Origin of the sequence: Streptomyces coeruleorubidus, from assembly GCF_028885415.1 — a bacterium.
GTDB lineage: Bacteria > Actinomycetota > Actinomycetes > Streptomycetales > Streptomycetaceae > Streptomyces > Streptomyces coeruleorubidus_A.
In genome coordinates this window covers 1,791,821-1,811,617 of the sequence record NZ_CP118527.1, presented here as the reverse complement: position 1 = coordinate 1,811,617, position 19,797 = coordinate 1,791,821, and the positions used below count along the sequence as shown (strand labels likewise).

At 69.6% G+C, this 19,797-nt stretch carries 16 protein-coding genes and 1 pseudogene; 11 read left to right on the top strand and 6 right to left on the bottom strand.

Annotated features, from left to right (window positions below; translation table 11 throughout):
- Positions 1-83: 83 nt before the first annotated feature.
- Entirely contained in the window at positions 84-2,597 is a 2,514-nt protein-coding gene (relA, locus tag PV963_RS08420) for a GTP pyrophosphokinase (protein WP_274815020.1), read from the top strand.
- Positions 2,598-2,669: 72 nt separating this feature from the next.
- Here relA and PV963_RS08415 read toward each other — a convergent pair whose 3' ends face one another.
- Both PV963_RS08415 and PV963_RS08410 read right to left on the bottom strand, forming a co-directional pair.
- Entirely contained in the window at positions 2,670-3,899 is a 1,230-nt protein-coding gene (locus PV963_RS08415; protein WP_274815019.1) for a DUF349 domain-containing protein, read from the bottom strand.
- Between the two features lie 136 nt (positions 3,900-4,035).
- Entirely contained in the window at positions 4,036-4,881 is an 846-nt protein-coding gene (locus tag PV963_RS08410) for a peptidylprolyl isomerase (RefSeq protein WP_274815018.1), read from the bottom strand.
- Between the two features lie 167 nt (positions 4,882-5,048).
- Between PV963_RS08410 and PV963_RS08405 the strand changes: the two genes are divergently transcribed.
- Both PV963_RS08405 and hisS read left to right on the top strand, forming a co-directional pair.
- Positions 5,049-5,756 (top strand): MBL fold metallo-hydrolase, encoded by a 708-nt coding sequence (locus PV963_RS08405; protein ID WP_274815017.1) that lies wholly within the window; start codon positions 5,049-5,051, stop codon positions 5,754-5,756.
- An 11-nt stretch (positions 5,757-5,767) separates the two neighbouring features.
- Entirely contained in the window at positions 5,768-7,030 is a 1,263-nt protein-coding gene (hisS, locus tag PV963_RS08400) for a histidine--tRNA ligase (protein ID WP_274815016.1), read from the top strand.
- A 37-nt stretch (positions 7,031-7,067) separates the two neighbouring features.
- On the opposite strand, the pseudogene PV963_RS08395 reads toward hisS, so the two are convergent.
- The 4 genes and pseudogenes from PV963_RS08395 to PV963_RS08380 all read right to left on the bottom strand — a co-directional run bounded on the left by PV963_RS08395 (position 7,068) and on the right by PV963_RS08380 (position 10,591).
- Positions 7,068-7,687, bottom strand: a pseudogene (locus PV963_RS08395) (response regulator).
- Positions 7,684-8,880 (bottom strand): sensor histidine kinase, encoded by a 1,197-nt coding sequence (locus tag PV963_RS08390; protein ID WP_274815015.1) that lies wholly within the window; start codon positions 8,878-8,880, stop codon positions 7,684-7,686. Before PV963_RS08390 ends, PV963_RS08395 begins: the two are co-directional and overlap by 4 nt.
- Entirely contained in the window at positions 8,877-9,722 is an 846-nt protein-coding gene (locus PV963_RS08385) for an ABC transporter permease (RefSeq protein ID WP_274815014.1), read from the bottom strand. Before PV963_RS08385 ends, PV963_RS08390 begins: the two co-directional genes overlap by 4 nt.
- On the bottom strand, positions 9,719-10,591 hold the full coding sequence (locus tag PV963_RS08380) for an ABC transporter ATP-binding protein (protein WP_274815013.1): 873 nt from the start codon (positions 10,589-10,591) through the stop codon (positions 9,719-9,721). Before PV963_RS08380 ends, PV963_RS08385 begins: the two co-directional genes overlap by 4 nt.
- Before the next feature lie 142 nt (positions 10,592-10,733).
- On the opposite strand from PV963_RS08380, the gene PV963_RS08375 reads away from it, so the two are divergent.
- The 8 genes from PV963_RS08375 (at position 10,734) to mltG (ending at position 19,789) form a co-directional block, all read left to right on the top strand.
- Entirely contained in the window at positions 10,734-11,390 is a 657-nt protein-coding gene (locus tag PV963_RS08375) for a vitamin K epoxide reductase family protein (RefSeq protein WP_274815012.1), read from the top strand.
- 56 nt (positions 11,391-11,446) lie between these two features.
- Positions 11,447-12,799 (top strand): replication-associated recombination protein A, encoded by a 1,353-nt coding sequence (locus PV963_RS08370; RefSeq protein ID WP_274815011.1) that lies wholly within the window; start codon positions 11,447-11,449, stop codon positions 12,797-12,799.
- A gap of 313 nt (positions 12,800-13,112) precedes the next feature.
- A complete protein-coding gene (gene rpsD / locus PV963_RS08365) occupies positions 13,113-13,727 on the top strand; it encodes a 30S ribosomal protein S4 (protein ID WP_010046470.1) in 615 nt (204 codons plus the stop codon).
- Positions 13,728-13,904: 177 nt separating this feature from the next.
- Positions 13,905-14,345: a DUF948 domain-containing protein gene (locus PV963_RS08360; RefSeq protein ID WP_274815010.1), complete on the top strand. Its 441-nt coding sequence runs from the start codon at positions 13,905-13,907 to the stop codon at positions 14,343-14,345.
- Between the two features lie 9 nt (positions 14,346-14,354).
- Positions 14,355-14,726, top strand: a complete 372-nt coding sequence (locus PV963_RS08355) for a hypothetical protein (protein ID WP_274815009.1) — start codon at positions 14,355-14,357, stop codon at positions 14,724-14,726.
- Complete coding sequence (gene alaS / locus PV963_RS08350) at positions 14,726-17,398, top strand: alanine--tRNA ligase (RefSeq protein WP_274815008.1); 2,673 nt, start codon at positions 14,726-14,728, stop codon at positions 17,396-17,398. Before PV963_RS08355 ends, alaS begins: the two co-directional genes overlap by 1 nt.
- Before the next feature lie 16 nt (positions 17,399-17,414).
- On the top strand, positions 17,415-17,879 hold the full coding sequence (gene ruvX, locus PV963_RS08345; RefSeq protein ID WP_274815007.1) for a Holliday junction resolvase RuvX: 465 nt from the start codon (positions 17,415-17,417) through the stop codon (positions 17,877-17,879).
- Between the two features lie 122 nt (positions 17,880-18,001).
- Positions 18,002-19,789: an endolytic transglycosylase MltG gene (mltG, locus tag PV963_RS08340; protein ID WP_274815006.1), complete on the top strand. Its 1,788-nt coding sequence runs from the start codon at positions 18,002-18,004 to the stop codon at positions 19,787-19,789.
- Positions 19,790-19,797: the final 8 nt, after the last annotated feature.

Genomic DNA, 19,797 nt, shown 5'->3' with positions numbered 1-19,797 from the left:
AAGGCGATCCTGGGGCCCAGGATGGCTACCATGGGGTCTCCGGAGCCTGACCGGGGGACCCGGATCGCGCACGAGGAGCCCTCTTGCCAGACGAGGCCCAGCACCTGACCGCCGCCAAGCCCGAGTCCGCCTCGGCAGCGGCGGCGAAGCCCGCGCCGAACGCGCCCCACGCGACGAACGACACCCGCGGGCCGGTCGAGCACGCCCAGTCGGCGCCCGTCGACAAGCCCGCCGAGCAGTCGCGCCCCAAGCCTGCCCCGCCGGTGCGGCAGGCCTCCGGTCAGCCGGCCCGCAGCGGCTCCTCCAACCGCGTCCGCGCCCGTCTGGCCCGGCTCGGCGTGCAGCGCGCGAACCCGTACAACCCGGTGCTGGAGCCGCTGCTGCGGATAGTGCGCAGCAACGACCCCAAGATCGAGACGTCGACGCTCCGCCAGATCGAGCGCGCCTACCAGGTCGCCGAGCGCTGGCACCGCGGCCAGAAGCGCAAGAGCGGCGACCCGTACATCACGCACCCCCTCGCCGTGACGACCATCCTCGCCGAGCTGGGCATGGATCCGGCCACCCTGATGGCCGGCCTGCTGCACGACACGGTCGAGGACACCGAGTACGGCCTGGACGACCTGCGCCGCGACTTCGGCGACGTCGTCACCCTGCTCGTCGACGGCGTCACCAAACTGGACAAGGTCAAGTTCGGCGAGGCGGCGCAGGCCGAGACCGTGCGCAAGATGGTCGTCGCCATGGCCAAGGACCCGCGCGTCCTGGTCATCAAGCTCGCCGACCGCCTGCACAACATGCGCACCATGCGCTACCTCAAGCGCGAGAAGCAGGAGAAGAAGGCGCGCGAGACCCTGGAGATCTACGCGCCGCTCGCCCACCGCCTGGGCATGAACACCATCAAGTGGGAGCTGGAGGACCTCGCCTTCGCGATCCTCTACCCCAAGATGTACGACGAGATCGTCCGCCTGGTCGCCGAGCGCGCCCCGAAGCGCGACGAGTACCTCGCCATCGTCACCGACGAGGTCCAGCAGGACCTGCGGGCGGCCCGCATCAAGGCGACGGTCACCGGCCGCCCGAAGCACTACTACAGCGTCTACCAGAAGATGATCGTCCGCGGCCGTGACTTCGCGGAGATCTACGACCTGGTGGGCATCCGCGTCCTCGTGGACACCGTCCGCGACTGCTACGCGGCCCTCGGCACGGTGCACGCGCGATGGAACCCGGTCCCCGGCCGGTTCAAGGACTACATCGCGATGCCCAAGTTCAACATGTACCAGTCGCTGCACACGACGGTCATCGGCCCCGGCGGCAAACCGGTCGAGCTCCAGATCCGCACGTTCGACATGCACCGCCGCGCCGAGTACGGCATCGCCGCGCACTGGAAGTACAAGCAGGAGGCCGTCGCCGGCGCCTCCAAGGTGCGCACCGACGCGCCCAGGTCCTCCGGCAAGGACAAGGACGCCATCAACGACATGGCGTGGCTGCGGCAGCTCCTCGACTGGCAGAAGGAGACCGAGGACCCCGGCGAGTTCCTGGAGTCGCTGCGCTTCGACCTGTCCCGCAACGAGGTCTTCGTCTTCACCCCCAAGGGCGACGTCATAGCGCTCCCCGCCGGTGCCACTCCGGTGGACTTCGCCTACGCGGTCCACACCGAGGTCGGCCACCGCACGATAGGCGCCCGGGTCAACGGCCGGCTGGTCCCGCTGGAATCCACCCTCGACAACGGCGACCTGGTCGAGGTCTTCACCTCCAAGGCACCCGGCGCCGGCCCCTCCCGCGACTGGCTCGGCTTCGTCAAGTCACCGCGCGCCCGCAACAAGATCCGGGCCTGGTTCTCCAAGGAACGCCGCGACGAGGCGATCGAGCAGGGCAAGGACGCCATCGTCCGCGCGATGCGCAAGCAGAACCTGCCGATCCAGCGGATCCTGACCGGCGACTCCCTGGTGACCCTCGCGCACGAGATGCGCTACGCGGACATCTCCGCGCTGTACGCGGCGATCGGCGAGGGCCATGTCTCCGCGCAGAACATCGTGCAGAAGCTCGTCCAGGCCCTCGGCGGTGAGGAGGCCGCCACCGAGGAGATCGACGAGTCGATCCCGCCGGCCCGCGGCCGCAGCCGCAAGCGCCGCTCCAGCGCCGACCCGGGCGTCGTCGTCAAGGGCGTCGAGGACGTGTGGGTCAAGCTGGCCCGCTGCTGTACGCCCGTCCCCGGCGATCCCATCATGGGCTTCGTCACGCGCGGCAGCGGCGTATCGGTTCACCGCACCGACTGCGTCAACGTCGACTCGCTGTCCCGCGAGCCCGAGCGCATCCTCGAAGTCGAGTGGGCGCCCACCCAGTCCTCGGTCTTCCTGGTCGCCATCCAGGTCGAGGCCCTGGACCGCTCCCGGCTCCTGTCGGACGTCACCCGCGTGCTGTCCGACCAGCACGTCAACATCCTCTCCGCGGCTGTCCAGACCTCTCGCGACCGCGTCGCCACCTCCCGCTTCACCTTCGAGATGGGCGACCCGAAGCATCTCGGCCATGTGCTGAAGGCGGTCCGCGGCGTGGAGGGCGTCTACGACGTGTACCGGGTGACGTCGGCGCGCAGCAGGTCGTAACAATCCGTAGCGCCACACGCGAAAGGGGGCTCCCGTACGACGTGTACGGGAGCCCCCCTTTCAGCCGGTTGATCAGCCTCCGAACTCCTGGAGACCCTTCAGCGCCTGGTCCAGCAGCGCCTGGCGGCCCTCGAGCTCACGCTCGAGCTTGTCGGCCTTGGCGTTGTTGCCCTGCGCCCGGGCCTGCTCGATCTGCCCCCTCAGCTTGTCCACGGCGGCCTGGAGCTGACCGGTCAGACCCTCGGCACGCGCGCGTGCCTCCGGGTTCGTCCGGCGCCACTCGGCCTCCTCCGCCTCCTGGAGGGCCCGCTCGACGGCGTGCATACGGCCCTCGACCTTGGGCCGGGCGTCGCGCGGCACATGACCGATGGCCTCCCAGCGCTCGTTGATCGAACGGAACGCGGCCCGGGAGGCCTTCAGATCCGTGATCGGCAGGAGCTTCTCGGCCTCCTCGGCCAGCTCCTCCTTGAGCTTCAGGTTCTCCGCCTGCTCGGCGTCCCGCTCGGCGAAGACCGAGCTGCGCGCGGCGAAGAAGACGTCCTGGGCGCCGCGGAAGCGGTTCCACAGGTCGTCCTCGTGTTCGCGCTGGGCGCGACCGGCGGCCTTCCACTCGGCCATCAGCTCGCGGTAGCGCGCGGCCGTCGCACCCCAGTCCGTCGAGTTCGACAGCGCCTCGGCCTCGGCGACCAGCCGCTCCTTGATCCGTCGCGCATCCTCGCGCTGGGCGTCCAGCTGCGCGAAGTGCTGCTTGCGCCGCTTGGAGAACGCCGACCGCGCGTGCGAGAACCGGTGCCACAGCTCGTCGTCGGACTTGCGGTCCAGACGCGGCAGACCCTTCCAGGTGTCCACCAGGGCCCGCAGCCGCTCACCGGCCGCCCGCCACTGGTCGGACTGCGACAGCTCCTCCGCCTCGGCGACCAGCGCCTCCTTGGCCTTGCGCGCCTCGTCGGACTGCTTCGCCCGCTGCGCCTTGCGCTCCTCGCGGCGCGCCTCCACCAACTCGGTGAGCTTGTCCAGCCGGACCCGCAGGGCGTCCAGGTCGCCCACCGCGTGGTGCGCGTCGACCTGCTCCCGGATGTGGTCGATGGCGGCCTGGGCGTCCTTCGCCGACAGGTCGGTGGTCTTCACTCGCTTCTCGAGGAGGCCGATCTCGACAACCAGGCCCTCGTACTTGCGCTCGAAATAGGCCAGCGCCTCCTCGGGGGAGCCTGCCTGCCAGGAACCGACGACCTGCTCGCCGTCGGCCGTACGCACGTACACGGTCCCCGTCTCGTCGACGCGGCCCCACGGGTCGCTGCTCACAGCGCCTCCTCCACATGATGCCTGCGAGGGGCCTGAAGCTCCCCCGGGCATCGTCCACAGTTTCGTCACGGCCAACATAGGCGACCGGCGGGGGGCCTGTCCGCATCCCGCGCGACCGAAATTACGCAGTTGAGGGTCAGGATTTGGTGACCGTGGCCTTGTTGATCACGACCGTCGCGTTGGGTGCCGTGTTGCCCGTCTGAGGGTCCGGGGCCTCGGCTCCGGCGTCGGCGATTTTCTTGAGGACCTTCATGCCCGCCTCGGACACCGTTCCGAACGGTGTGTAGTCGGGCGGCAGCTGACTGTCCTGGTAGACGAGGAAGAACTGGCTGCCGCCGCTGTTGCGGCCCTGCTTCGTCTGGGCGTTGTACTGGTTCGCCATCGCGACCGTGCCCGCCGGATACACCCCGCCCTTGAGGCTCTTGTCCTTCAGATTCTCGTCCGGGATCGTGTAGCCGGGGCCGCCCATGCCGGTGCCCTGCGGGTCGCCGCACTGGAGGACGTAGATGTTCTGGCTGGTGAGCCGGTGGCACTTGCTGTGGTCGAAGTAGCCCTTGCCGGCGAGGAAGTTGAACGAGTTGACGGTGTGCGGGGCCGCCGACGCCTTCAGCGCGATGTCTATTTCGCCGCAGGTCGTGTCCAGCTTCATCGTGTACTTCGCCGACTCGTCGATCGTCATCGCCGGTTCCTTCTTCCAGGTCTCCGACTTGACCTTGCCAGCGGCGGGCTTCTCACACGGATCCGGGGCCTTGCTGGGCGAGGCGCTCGGGGTGACCTCCGCTCCCGCGTTCTCCTTCTTGCCGTCGTCCTCGAACGGCTTGGTCAGATAGACCGACACGGAGAGCACCACGACCACGCCCACAACCGAGGCGATCACGGAGTTGCGGATACGGGCCTTGCGCCGTGCGTCAGTGCGTCGCTGCTGCTGCCGCAAGTACTTCTCACGGGCGAGCTGACGCCGCCGCTGTTCCTGGCTGACCACCGGGTTCTCTCCTCATGCGTCTGATACGTCGACCGGTACGCGTGGGGCCTGTGCGCCGACCGCCTGCGTGTGCCCCGTACCGTATATGGGTTCGCTGAGGAATCGGCAGCGCCGGTAGGCTCTGACAGCAGCCGCAGCTGCCCGTATCGACACAACGAAGGACGATCGTGCTCATTGCCGGGTTCCCCGCCGGGGCCTGGGGGACGAACTGCTACCTCGTCGCCCCCGCCGCCGGTGAGGAGTGCGTGATCATCGACCCCGGCCATCAGGCCGCCGACGGTGTCGAGGAAACGATCAGAAAGCATCGCCTCAAGCCCGTCGCGGTCGTCCTCACGCACGGCCACATCGACCATGTGGCCTCGGTCGTCCCGGTGTGCGGCGCGCACGACGTGCCGGCCTGGATCCACCCCGACGACCGGTACATGATGAGCGACCCGGAGAAGGGAATCGGCCGTTCCATCGGGATGCCGCTCCTGGGCGAGCTGACCGTGGGGGAGCCCGACGACGTCAAGGAGCTGGCCGACGGTGCGAAGCTGGAGCTGGCGGGCCTGGAGCTGTCTGTCGCGCACGCGCCGGGCCATACCAAGGGGTCGGTGACCTTCGGCATGCCCGAGGCGGCGGACATCCCGCCGATCCTGTTCTCGGGCGACCTGCTGTTCGCCGGCTCCATCGGACGCACCGACCTGCCCGGCGGTGACATGGCCGAGATGCTCGACTCGCTGGCCCGCGTGTGCCTGCCGCTCGACGACTCGACCGTGGTGCTGTCCGGCCACGGCCCCCAGACGACCATCGGCCAGGAGCGCGCCACCAACCCGTACCTGCGGCAGGTGGCGGCCGGCCAGGGAGCTGCCGAGGCTCCCCGACGAGGAATGTGACGAGACCTTCCGTGAGCACCTTCAAGGCCCCCAAGGGCACGTACGACCTGATCCCGCCGGACTCCGCGAAGTACCTCGCGGTCCGCGAGGCGATCGCCGCACCGCTGCGCAACTCCGGCTACGGCTACATCGAGACACCGGGCTTCGAGAACGTCGAACTCTTCGCGCGCGGCGTCGGCGAGTCCACGGACATCGTGACCAAGGAGATGTACGCCTTCGAGACGAAGGGCGGCGACAGGCTGGCCCTGCGCCCCGAGGGAACGGCCTCCGTCCTGCGTGCCGCGCTGGAGGCCAACCTGCACAAGGCGGGCAACCTCCCGGTCAAGCTCTGGTACTCCGGCTCGTACTACCGCTACGAGCGCCCCCAGAAGGGCCGCTACCGCCACTTCTCCCAGGTCGGTGCCGAGGCGATCGGTGCCGAGGACCCGGCGCTGGACGCCGAGCTGATCATCCTGGCCGACCAGGCGTACCGCTCCCTGGGCCTCAGTAACTTCCGGATCCTGCTCAACAGCCTGGGCGACAAGGAGTGCCGCCCGGTGTACCGGACGGCGCTGCAGGACTTCCTGCGCGGCCTGGACCTGGACGAGGACACTCTGGGCCGGGCGGAGATCAACCCGCTGCGCGTCCTGGACGACAAGCGTGAGTCGGTCCAGAAGCAGCTGGGGGACGCCCCGCTGCTGCGCGACTACCTCTGCGACGCCTGCAAGGCGTACCACGAGGAGGTGCGCGAGCTGATCACGGCGGCCGGCGTCGCCTTCGAGGACGACCCGAAGCTGGTGCGTGGCCTGGACTACTACACCCGCACGACGTTCGAGTTCGTCCACGACGGCCTGGGCTCCCAGTCCGCCGTCGGTGGCGGCGGGCGCTACGACGGCCTGTCCGAGATGATCGGCGGCCCCGCGCTGCCGTCCGTCGGCTGGGCCCTCGGCGTCGACCGCACGGTCCTCGCGCTGGAGGCGGAGGGCGTCGAGCTCGAACTCCCCGTCACCACCAGCGTGTTCGCCGTCCCGCTCGGCGAGGAGGCCCGCCGGGTCCTGTTCGCCAAGGTCACGGAGCTGCGCAAGAACGGCATCGCGGCCGACTTCTCCTACGGCGGCAAGGGCCTCAAGGGCGCGATGAAGAACGCCAACCGCAGCGGCGCCCGCTACACGATCGTCGTCGGCGAACGCGACCTCGCCGAGGGCGTCGTCCAGCTCAAGGACATGGAGTCGGGCGAGCAGACGGCGGTGGGCGTGAACGAGATCGTGGCGGAGCTGGAAGCGCGACTGGGCTGACGTGAGTTCGAAGGCGCCGGAGACCCCGGCGCCTTCGTCACTCCTCCAGCAGCCCGTACCGCATCGCGCTCGTCACCGCCGCCGTCCGGTCGTCCACCCCCAACTTGCCGAAGACGCGCAGCAGATACGTCTTCACGGTCGACTCCCCGATGAAGAGCCGACGCCCGATCTCGGCATTCGTGCAGCCCTCCGCGACCAGCCGCAGCACCGCCGTCTCGCGTTCCGACAGCCGCGGCCGCTCCGGCTTCGTCCGCAGCTGGTCCACCAGCCGGGCCGCGACGGACGGGGCAAGAACCGTCTCGCCGCGCGCCGCCGCCCGCACGGCCTCCGCGAGTTCCGCACGCGGCAGGTCCTTCAGCAGATAACCCGCCGCCCCGGCCTCCACCGCCCGCAGGATGTCCCGGTCCGTCTCGTACGTCGTCAGCACGACCACCCGGCACGGCAGCCCGGCCCGCGTCATCCGCACGATGGAGTCCACGCCCCCGCCGCCCGGCATCCGCAGATCCATCAGCACGATGTCGGGCCGCAACCGAGCCGCCAGCGCCTCCGCCTGCGGCCCGCTGGACGCGTCGGCGACGACCTCCAGATCGGACTCCGCACTGAGCATCGCCCGCAGTGTACGACGGGATGGTCGTCGGCCAGGATGATCCGGATCACGGCGTCTCCCTCCTCACGACCGGCAGCCGGACGGTCACGACCGTGCCGTCGCCGGGGGCACTGCGCACCTCGGCGGTTCCGCCCACTTCGACGGCCCGGGCCCGCAGCCCCGCCAGACCGTAACCGCCGCGAACGGCAGCCGGGTCGAAGCCGGGCCCGTCGTCCCGTACGGACACGGTCAGCGTGTCGTCGGCGTACGCCAGCGAGACACCGACCGCCACGGAACTCCCCGCGTGCTTACGGGCGTTGGCCAGCGCCTCCTGGCAGGCGCGCAGGGCGACCACCTCGGGACCGGCGGGCAGTGTGCGGACCGGGCCGGTCACCTCCAGCACCGCGTCATGGCGCGCGGCGAGCCGGCCCAGCGCGTCCGGAAGGGAGGCGCCCTCCAGGTCGGCGGGCGCGCCCCCGGCGACCAGGGCCCGGGCCTCTGCGAGGTTCTGCCGGGCCGTCTCGTCCATCAGCCGCAGATGACGCCGCGCCTCGGGCAGGTCGTGGTCCAGCTCCGCCTCGACCGCCTGGATCAGCATCACCAGACTGGTGAAACCCTGCGCGAGCGTGTCGTGGATCTCCCGGGCCAGCCGCTCCCGCTCGGCCAGCGCACCGTGCGCCGTCGACAGCCGCGCGACCTCGTGGCGGCTGGCGTCCAACTCGGTGATCAGCGCCGCCCGTTCCTGGCTCTGCTCGATGATCCGGATGACCCAGCCACCCACCGCCGCCGAGAAGACGAACGTGACCACGGCGAACAGCACGTTGAAGAAGACGTCCTCGTCGCTGGGCCACCACAGCAGCGCCCAGCCGATCACCGGGGCGAAGTTGATGACGGCCACCGCCACCAGCGCCCAGCGCATCCGCAGCGTCATGAAGCACTGCGGGACGAGCGCGAACGTCATCAGCCGCGTCTCCCCGACGAGGACCGCCGACGGAAGGAACAGCGCCAGCGCCGCGGTGAGATAGACGAGCGCCCGTCGCTCGTCGGACGGGTCCTGACGCAGGAGCGGCCGCCCCACCCCCACGAACAGCGGGATCAGCAGGACGAGCAGCGCCGCCGCCACGACACGGACCGGCCACCCCGGGCGTCCCGCGCCGAGCACGAACACCAGGGTGGCCAGCCAGATGAGCGCGAAGTACGTGTCCCAGAGCCGGAACGAGAGCTCCCAGGTGTAGGCGCTGCCGGCATCCGTCGCACCGCTCATCCCTCGCGCCGGTCCTTCCAGCGGAACGTCAGCAGGCACAGCACCAATCCTCCGACGCACCATGCGGCGAGCACCAGGGCCACGCGCCCGAGTTCCCAGCTCCCCGCCTGCTCCAGCACCTGAGCCGACTCCGGCAGGAACACCCCGCGCAGCCCCTGGCACATCCACTTCAGCGGGAACAGCGCACCGATGGTCAGCATCCAGTCCGGGATGGTGCCGATCGCTATGTACACCCCGGACATGAACTGCAGGACCAGGAAGGGCAGCACCACCACGGAACTCGCGCTGTTCGCGGACCTCGGCACCGAGCTGATCGCGATGCCGAGCAGGGCGCACGCCGTGATCCCGAGCACGAAGATCCACGTCAGGTCGAACCAGCGGCCCGCGTCGGACGGCAGGTTCACGTCGTACACGGCCGTGCCGACGAGGAGCAGGATCACCGTCTCCAGCAGACCGGTGAAAAGAACCAGCCAGATCTTGCCGAGGAAGTACGCCGTCGGCGGCATCGGCGTGCCACGCAGGCGGCGCAGCACCTTCTCCTCCCGCTCCACGGCGATCGAGATGCCGAGCGCCTGGAAACTCGTCGACATGATGCCGGCGGCCATCATCGCCGGGACGTACAACTGCGAGGCGATGATGCCCGCGCCCGCCACGTCGTCCCGGAAGATCGACGCGAACAGGAACAGGAAGACGACCGGGAAGGCGAACGTGAACACCACCTGGTCGCGCTGCCGGAAGAACTGCCTGATCTCCAGGGCGCCCCGCCGCAGCCCCAGCCCCCAGGCACCGGGCAGCCCCTCGGCGCCGACCGCACCGCGGTCCCGTACGGCGGTCCTGGTCATCGCGCGTCCTCCTGCCGCTGTCCGGTCAGCCGGAGGTAGACGTCCTCCAGCGTGGGCCGGCTCACCGCCAGCCCCGGGATCTCACCGTCGAAGCGCTGCATGAGCCCGGCGATCGTCCTGGTCGGCGTCCCCGTCCGCTCCCTGCGCGGGGTGCCGTCCCGCTCCGTCCACTCGACGAGCGCCTCGGTGCCGAACCGCTCCCGTAACGCCGCGGGCTCGCCCTCGGCGACGATCCGGCCCTTCGCGACGACGGCCAGCCGGTGCGCGAGGGCCTCCGCCTCCTCCAGGTAGTGCGTGGTCAGCAGGATGGTCGTGCCCTCGTCGGCCAGAGCCCGGATCAGCGACCAGAACTGCCGCCGGGCCGCCGGATCGAACCCGGTCGTCGGCTCGTCCAGAAGCAGCAGGTCCGGACCGCCGATCACGCCGAGCGCCACGTCCAGACGCCGGCGCTGGCCACCCGACAGCGCCTTGATCCGGCTGTCCGCCTTCGCCTCCAGACCGACCAGGCCGATGACCTCCTCCGGGCCGCGCGGCCGCGGGTAGTAGCCGGCGAAGTGCCGCACCGTCTCCCGGACCGTCAACTCGGCGGGCGCCGATTCGTCCTGCCAGACGATTCCCACGCGCGAGCGCCACGCGCGCGTGGCGCTCGCCGGGTCCGCCCCGAGCACCGACACCTCGCCCGCGTCCCGGTCCCGGTTGCCCTGGAGGATCTCCACCGTGGTGCTCTTGCCCGCGCCATTGGGTCCGAGCAGGCCGAACACCTCGCCCTTACGGATGCCCAGATCGATTCCGTCGACGGCGGTCACGTCCCCGTACCGCTTGCGCAGTCCCCGCACCTCCACGGCGAGGTCGTACCCGTGTGCTGTCATGCGACGAGCGTCGGCCGGAACGCAACCCTCAGGGACGACCATGCGGACATGCTTATGTCCACTGAACGGTGGACGGACGCCCACGTGCGGCACAATGGCACTGCTCGAAGATGGTCAGGCCTCAAGTGACGGAATAGGCGTGATGAGCAAGACGACAGTCAAGGACGTCTCCGCGGAGCCGGAGCCGGAGCGCGCCGAGACCGCGCCCCGCGCCGAGGGCGGCAGCCGGGCCCTCGCCCTGCTGCTGGTGATCACCGGCGCGGCCGGACTGCTCGCCGCGTGGGTCATCACGATCGACAAGTTCAAGATCCTCGAGGCCAAGGTCGAGGGCAAGACGTTCACCCCCGGGTGCAGCCTCAACCCCGTCGTCTCCTGCGGCAGCGTCATGGAGAGCAAGCAGGCCGCCGTGTTCGGTTTCCCGAACCCGATGCTCGGCCTCGTCGCCTACGGCATCGTCATCGGCGTCGGTATGAGCCTGCTCGCCCGCGCCCGCTTCCCGCGCTGGTACTGGCTCACCTTCAACGCCGGCTGCCTGTTCGGCGTCGGCTTCTGCGCCTGGCTGATGTTCCAGTCCCTGTACCGGATCAACGCGCTGTGCCTGTGGTGCTGCCTGGCCTGGGTCGCGACGATCCTCATGTTCTGGTACGTGACGTCGTTCAACATCCGCAAGGGCTTCCTGCCCGCCCCGAGCTGGCTCAAGGGCTTCTTCGACGAGTTCACCTGGGTCATGCCCGTGCTGCACATCGGCATCATCGGCATGCTGATCCTGACCCGCTGGTGGGACTTCTGGGTGAGCTGAGCCGGGAGCAGCAGGCCCCGGAGGGATTGTCAGTGCCGTGATTTAGGGTTTCTGACGTGGAGCCCGACCTGTTCACCGCCGCAGCAGAAGAACGCCAGGAGAAGGAGCCGTCCAGCAGCCCCCTGGCGGTGCGGATGCGCCCGCGCACCCTCGACGAGGTCGTGGGCCAGCAGCATCTGCTGAAGCCGGGCTCGCCCCTGCGCAGACTGGTCGGCGAGGCCTCCGGCCCGGCCGGCCCCTCCTCGGTGATCCTCTGGGGCCCGCCCGGCACCGGCAAGACCACGCTGGCGTACGTCGTCTCCAAGGCCACCAACGCCCGCTTCGTCGAACTGTCGGCGATCACCGCGGGCGTCAAGGAGGTCCGCTCGGTCATCGACGGCGCCCGCCGCGCCTCCGGCGGGTACGGCAAGGAGACCGTCCTCTTCCTCGACGAGATCCACCGCTTCAGCAAGGCCCAGCAGGACTCCCTGCTCCCGGCCGTCGAGAACCGCTGGGTGACACTGATCGCGGCCACGACGGAGAACCCGTACTTCTCGGTGATCTCCCCCCTGCTGTCCCGCTCCCTGCTGCTCACCCTCGAACCGCTCACGGACGACGACATCAAGGGCCTCGTCCAGCGAGCCCTGACCGACGAGCGCGGCCTCAAGGGCGCCGTCACCCTCCCCGAGGAGACCGAGAGCCACCTCCTGCGCATCGCCGGCGGCGACGCCCGCCGCGCCCTGACCGCCCTGGAGGCGGCCGCCGGAGCCGCCCTCGACAAGGGCGAGAGCGAGATCGGCCTGACCACCCTGGAGGAGACGGTCGACCGGGCCGCCGTGAAGTACGACCGCGACGGCGACCAGCACTACGACGTGGCCAGCGCCCTGATCAAGTCCATCCGCGGCTCCGACGTCGACGCCGCCCTGCACTACCTGGCCCGGATGATCGAGGCCGGCGAGGACCCCCGCTTCATCGCCCGCCGCCTGATGATCTCCGCCAGCGAGGACATCGGCCTCGCCGATCCGACCGCGCTGCCGATCGCGGTCGCCGCCGCCCAGGCAGTCGCCATGATCGGCTTCCCGGAGGCCGCCCTCACCCTCAGCCACGCCACCATCGCCCTCGCCTTGGCCCCCAAGTCCAACGCCGCGACCACCGCGATCGGCGCGGCCCTGGAGGACGTACGCAAGGGACTGGCCGGCCCCGTCCCGGCGCACCTGCGCGACAGTCACTACAAGGGCGCCACCAAGCTCGGCCACGGCCAGGGCTACGTCTACCCGCACGACCTGCCGGAGGGCATCGCCGCCCAGCAGTACGCCCCGGACGCCCTCAAGGACCGCGAGTACTACGAGCCGACCCGGCACGGCGCGGAGGCCCGCTACGCGGACGCGGTCGAGTGGACCCGGAAGAACCTCGGTCGAAAGCGGTCCTGAGCACCCTGTAAACTCGTTGGGAGTGCCGCGTCCCGTGCAGTCAGAACGGGACAGTCGGCCGGAGCCCGGTCCTCCGGGACCGGCTCCAGGAGCGTCGCGCACCGTCGAACGGTGTCGCGGGCAGCCCACCACCACCCGTCGTACGGCGGGACGGTCGGTGGGCCACTCGCGTGCTGCACGTATGTGCCCAGACCAGGGGAGCGGCTGCCCGCCCCGTCCACAGGTCCGCCAGGACCAGGACGGTGTGGGTTTCCCCGGCTGCGGATGCGACCTCCCACAACCCTGACAAGCCGACACTAGGAAACGAGAAACAGTGGCGAACCAGTCCCGCCCCAAGGTCAAGAAGTCGCGTGCCCTCGGCATCGCGCTCACCCCGAAGGCCGTCAAGTACTTCGAGGCCCGCCCGTACCCGCCCGGTGAGCACGGCCGTGGCCGCAAGCAGAACTCGGACTACAAGGTCCGTCTGCTCGAGAAGCAGCGCCTGCGCGCGCAGTACGACGTGTCCGAGCGCCAGCTCGTCCGCGCCTACGAGCGTGCCTCCAAGGTCCAGGGCAAGACCGGTGAGGCCCTGATCATCGAGCTGGAGCGCCGTCTCGACGCCCTGGTCCTGCGTTCGGGCATCGCCCGCACGATCTACCAGGCCCGCCAGATGGTCGTCCACGGCCACATCGCGGTCAACGGCAAGAAGGTCGACAAGCCCTCCTTCCGTGTCCGCCCGGACGACGTCGTGCAGGTCCGCGAGCGCTCCAAGGAGAAGACGCTCTTCACGATCGCCCGTGAAGGTGGCTTCGCCCCCGACGGCGAGACCCCGCGCTACCTCCAGGTGAACCTCAAGGCCCTGGCGTTCCGCCTGGACCGCGAGCCGAACCGCAAGGAGATCCCGGTGATCTGCGACGAGCAGCTCGTCGTCGAGTACTACGCCCGCTGATCCTCGGCAGGCACGCGGTACCCCAGCCCGTCGTCTCCCCGCCCCTCCGGGCGGGCGAGGCGGCGGGCTTTCGCGAATCCGCCGTCCCCGGGCGGTAATCCGGTACGGAGCCGCATCCTGGGCGCGATAGGCTCGTCGCACGACTTTTTCGATGTTCAGGCACGTTTCAGGGAGCGGGTGCACACAGTGTCCGGTGGAGAGGTGGCCGGAATCCTGGTGGCTGTCTTCTGGGCGATCCTGGTCTCCTTCCTCGCCGTCGCGCTGGCGAGGCTGGCCCAGACGCTCAAGGCGACCACCAAGCTCGTGGCGGATGTGACCGATCAGGCCGTCCCGCTGCTGGCCGACGCCTCCGCGGCGGTGCGCTCCGCGCAGACCCAGATCGACCGCGTCGACTCGATCGCCTCCGACGTCCAGGAGGTCACGTCGAACGCCTCCGCGCTGTCGACCACCGTCGCCTCCACCTTCGGCGGCCCCCTGGTCAAGGTCGCCGCCTTCGGCTACGGCGTGCGCCGGGCCCTCGGCGGCCGCAAGGAGGACGTGCCCGGCAAGGCGTCGAGGCGCACCGTGATCGTGGGCCGCACGGTCTCTCGGCGCAGCGCCCGAGGGAAGAGGGACTGAGAGCCAGCGATGTTCCGCCGTACGTTCTGGTTCACCACCGGCGTCGCCGCCGGAGTGTGGGCCACCACCAAGGTCAACCGGAAGCTGAAGCAGCTGACGCCCGAGAGCCTCGCCAGAACCGCGGGCAACAAGGCGATCGAGGCCGGCCACCGGCTCAAGGACCGCGCGGTCGACTTCGCGCTCGACGTCCGCGACAACATGGCCCACCGGGAGGCCGAACTGGGCGACGCGCTCGGGCTCAACGCCCCCGTCGACCCCGAACTCCCCGCACCCAGGCGGCACGCCGCCATCGAGAACCGCACAGAGCCAAAGTCGTACGTCATCGACACCACGTCGTACACGTACAAGAAGAATTCGTACAACCGGAATGAGGACCACTGATGGAGTCGGCTGAGATCCGCCGCCGCTGGTTGAGCTTCTTCGAGGAGCGCGGTCACACCGTCGTCCCTTCGGCGTCGCTCATCGCGGACGACCCGACTCTGCTCCTCGTCCCGGCCGGCATGGTGCCCTTCAAGCCCTACTTCCTGGGTGAGGTCAAGCCGCCCTTCTCCCGCGCCACGAGCGTGCAGAAGTGCGTCCGCACGCCCGACATCGAAGAGGTCGGCAAGACCACGCGCCACGGCACGTTCTTCCAGATGTGCGGCAACTTCTCCTTCGGCGACTACTTCAAGGAAGGCGCCATCAAGCTCGCCTGGGAGCTGCTCACCAGCCCCCAGGACAAGGGCGGTTACGGCCTCGACCCCGAGCGCCTGTGGATCACCGTCTACAAGGACGACGACGAGGCCGAGCGCATCTGGCACGAGGTCGTCGGCGTGCCGAAGGAGCGCATCCAGCGCCTCGGCATGAAGGACAACTACTGGTCCATGGGCGTCCCCGGCCCGTGCGGCCCCTGCTCCGAGATCAACTACGACCGCGGCCCCGAGTTCGGCGCCGAGGGCGGCCCCGCCGTCAACGACGAGCGGTACGTGGAGATCTGGAACCTCGTCTTCATGCAGTACGAGCGGGGCGAGGGCACCGGCAAGGACAACTTCGAGATCCTCGGCGACCTGCCCAGCAAGAACATCGACACCGGCCTCGGCCTGGAGCGTCTCGCCATGATTCTGCAGGGCGTGCAGAACATGTACGAGATCGACACCTCGATGGCCGTCATCGACAAGGCCACCGAGCTGACCGGCGTCCGCTACGGCGACGCCCACGCCTCGGACGTGTCCCTGCGCGTGGTCACCGACCACATGCGCACCGCCACCATGCTCATCGGCGACGGCGTCACCCCGGGCAACGAGGGCCGCGGCTACGTGCTGCGCCGCATCATGCGCCGCGCCATCCGCAACATGCGCCTGCTCGGCGCCACCGGCCCGGTCGTCAAGGACCTGATCGACGTCGTCATCGGCATGATGGGCCAGCAGTACCCCGAGCTCATCACCGACCGCGAGCGCATCGAGAAGGTCGCCCTCGCCGAGGAGAACGCCTTCCTCAAGACGCTGAAGGCCGGCACCAACATCCTCGACACGGCCGTCAGCGACACCAAGGCCGCCGGCTCCACCGTGCTGCCCGGCGACAAGGCCTTCCTGCTCCACGACACCTGGGGCTTCCCGATCGACCTCACCCTGGAGATGGCCGCCGAGCAGGGGCTGTCCGTGGACGAGGACGGCTTCCGCCGCCTGATGAAGGAGCAGCGGGAGCGCGCCAAGGCCGACGCCCAGTCCAAGAAGACCGGCCACGCCGACCTCGGCGCCTACCGCGAGATCGCCGACCGGGCCGGCGCCACCGACTTCATCGGCTACACCGACACCGAGGGCGAGTCCACGATCGTCGGCATCCTGGTCGACGGCGTCTCCTCCCCGGCCGCCACGGAGGGCGACGAGGTCGAGATCGTCCTCGACCGCACGCCCTTCTACGCCGAGGGCGGTGGCCAGATCGGCGACACCGGCAAGATCAAGGTCGATTCCGGCGCCGTCATCGAGGTCCGCGACTGCCAGAAGCCGGTCCCGGGTGTCTACGTGCACAAGGGCGTCGTCCAGGTCGGCGAGGTCACCGTCGGCGCCAAGGCCCACTCCGCCATCGACGACCGCCGCCGCAAGGCCATCGCCCGTGCCCACTCGGCCACGCACCTGACCCACCAGGCCCTGCGCGACGCCCTCGGCCCGACGGCCGCCCAGGCCGGTTCCGAGAACCAGCCCGGCCGCTTCCGCTTCGACTTCGGTTCCCCCTCGGCCGTTCCGACGGCCGTGATGACCGACGTCGAGCAGAAGATCAACGAGGTGCTCGCCCGTGACCTGGACGTCCGCGCCGACGTCATGGGCATCGACGAGGCCAAGAAGCAGGGCGCCATCGCCGAGTTCGGCGAGAAGTACGGCGAGCGCGTGCGCGTCGTGACCATCGGCGACTTCTCCAAGGAGCTGTGCGGCGGCACGCACGTGCACAACACCGCCCAGCTGGGCCTGGTGAAGCTGCTCGGCGAGTCGTCGATCGGCTCGGGTGTCCGCCGGATCGAGGCCCTGGTCGGTGTCGACGCCTACAACTTCCTTGCCCGGGAGCACACGGTCGTCGCCCAGCTCCAGGAGCTGATCAAGGGCCGCCCGGAGGAGCTCCCGGAGAAGGTCTCCGCCATGCTCGGTAAGCTGAAGGACGCCGAGAAGGAGATCGAGAAGTTCCGCGCCGAGAAGGTCCTCCAGGCCGCCGCCGGTCTCGCCGAGTCCGCCAAGGACGTCCGTGGCGTTGCTGTCGTGACCGGTCAGGTCCCGGACGGCACGACCGCCGACGACCTGCGCAAGCTCGTGCTCGACGTGCGCGGACGCATCCAGGGCGGACGGGCCGCCGTGGTCGCCCTCTTCACGGTGGCGAACGGCAAGCCGCTGACGGTCATCGCCACCAACGAGGCCGCCCGCGAGCGTGGCCTGAAGGCCGGCGACCTGGTCCGTACGGCCGCCAAGACCCTCGGCGGCGGCGGTGGCGGCAAGCCGGACGTCGCCCAGGGCGGCGGCCAGAACCCGGCCGCGATCGGCGACGCCGTGGACGCCGTCGAGCGCCTGGTCGCCGAGACGGCCAAGTAAGAAACGGGTCTGGAAGATGCGCAGAGGACGTCGACTCGCGATCGACGTCGGGGACGCCCGCATCGGGGTCGCCTCGTGCGACCCCGACGGGATCCTCGCCACCCCGGTGGAGACGGTCCCGGGGCGTGACATCCCCGCGGCTCAGCGGCGGTTGAAGCAGCTCGTCGAGGAGTACGAGCCCCTCGAGGTCGTGGTCGGTCTCCCGCGTTCCCTCAAGGGCGGCGAGGGCCCGGCTGCGGTCAAGGTGCGCGGCTTCGCCCAGGAACTGGCGCGCATGATCTCCCCGGTGCCGGTGAGACTCGTGGACGAACGCATGACGACGGTGACGGCCAGCCAGGGACTGCGCGCTTCGGGCGTGAAGTCCAAGAAGGGAAGGTCCGTCATCGACCAGGCGGCAGCGGTGGTCATCCTGCAACAGGCGCTGGAATCCGAACGGGTGTCAGGTAAAGCACCCGGCGAAGGCGTCGAAGTGGTCATCTGATCGCGATACGGTAACGTTCCGCGCGATGCGGCGGGCATTCGAACAGCCACCGCACAGCAAGAGGCGGGACGGGAGCCGAGCCGGAAGCCGCGTGACCGCCGCCTCGCGGCTCTAGGGGATCGATGACTGAGTATGGCCGGGGCCAAGGCTCCGAACCGTGGCATCCGGAGGACCCGTTGTACGGGGACGGCGGATGGGGAGGAGAGCAGGCCCAGCAGGGTCAGCAGTCCCCCTACGGCGGTCAGCCGCAGCACTATCCAGAGCAGCCGCAGCAGTCGCAGTACGGCGACTGGGGCACCGGTGAGCAGGCCGGGTACGGTCAGGCGCAGCAGCAGTACCAGTACGACCAGCAGCAGTACGCGGCACAGGCCCATGGGCAGCAGCAGTACCCGGAGCAGGGGAACCAGGGACACCAGCAAGGCCAGGGGTACCAGCAGGACCAGGGACACCAGCAGGGGCAGGGGTACCAGGGTCAGGATCAGGGGTATCAGCAGGACCAGGGGTACCACCAGCAGCAGTACGACAACGGCGGCTGGGCCGCCGGCCCGCACCAGCAGGTCGCGTACCCCGGCGACCCGGCCGACCCGTACGGTCAGCAAACCGGTGCCTACGGCCAGGGTCAGTCCGACCACTACGGCACGCCCGAGGCCTATCCGCCACCGGAGCCGCCCGGGCGGCGCCGGGCCGAGCAGGAGCCGGAGACCGACTGGGACCCCGGCCCCGACCAGGGCGAACACGCCTTCTTCGCGGGCGGTGACGACGATGACGACGGCGACGAGCCGGGGGACCGCCGCCGACGCGACGACCAGCGGGGACGCGGCGACAAGCCCAAGAAGCGCCGCAACGGAACGGCCTGCCTGGTGGTCGTCCTGGTCCTCGGCGGCGGCCTGGCGGGCATCAGCTACTTCGGCTACCAGTTCTACCAGGATCGTTTCGGCGACGCGCCGGACTACGCGGGTGACGGCAACGGGCAGGAGGTGTCCGTCGAGATCCCCGAGGGAGCGCTCGGCTACAAGATCGGCCAGGTGCTGAAGGACGCAGGGGTCGTCAAGAGCGTCGACGCGTTCGTCGCTGCCCAGGAGAGCAATCCGCAGGGCAAGACCATCCAGGACGGCGTGTACACGCTGCAAAAGCAAATGTCGGCCGACAGCGCGGTCGAACTGATGCTCAGCCCGGAGAGCCGCGACAACCTGATCATCGCCGAGGGCAAGCGCAACGCCGACATCTACCGGCTCATCGACAAGCGGCTCGAGGTCAAGGACGGCACCACCGCCGAGGTCGCCAAGAAGGACTGGAAGAAGCTCGGCCTGCCCGACTGGGCGCTCGGCCACGAGAACGTCAAGGACCCGCTGGAAGGGTTCCTCTACCCCTCCAGCTATGGCATCGCCAAGGGCGAGAAGCCCGAGGACGTGCTGAAAGACATGGTGACCCGGGCCACCCAGACGTACGAGAAGCTCGGCGTGGAGAAGAAGGCCCGGAGCCTCGGACTCGAAGACCCCTGGCAGCTGATCACCGTCGCGAGCCTGGCCCAGGCGGAGGGCACGAGCCACGACGACTTCCGCAAGATGGCCGAGGTCGTCTACAACCGCATGAAGCCGGGGAACCCGCAGACCAACGGCATGCTGGAGTTCGACTCCACCTACAACTACATCAAGAACCAGAGCAAGATCGACCTGAGTCTGAGCGAGCTGCGGAACTACGACAACCCGTACAACACGTACTTCCACAAGGGCCTGCCGCCCGGACCGATCGACAACCCGGGCGAGGCGGCGCTCAAGGGCGCCCTCAACCCGACCAAGGACGGCTGGTACTACTTCATCTCGCTGGACGGCAAGACCAGCGAATTCACGAAGACCAACGCAGAGCACCAGAAGCTGGTCGACAAGTTCAACGCGTCGCGGAACAACTGAGGAAACCT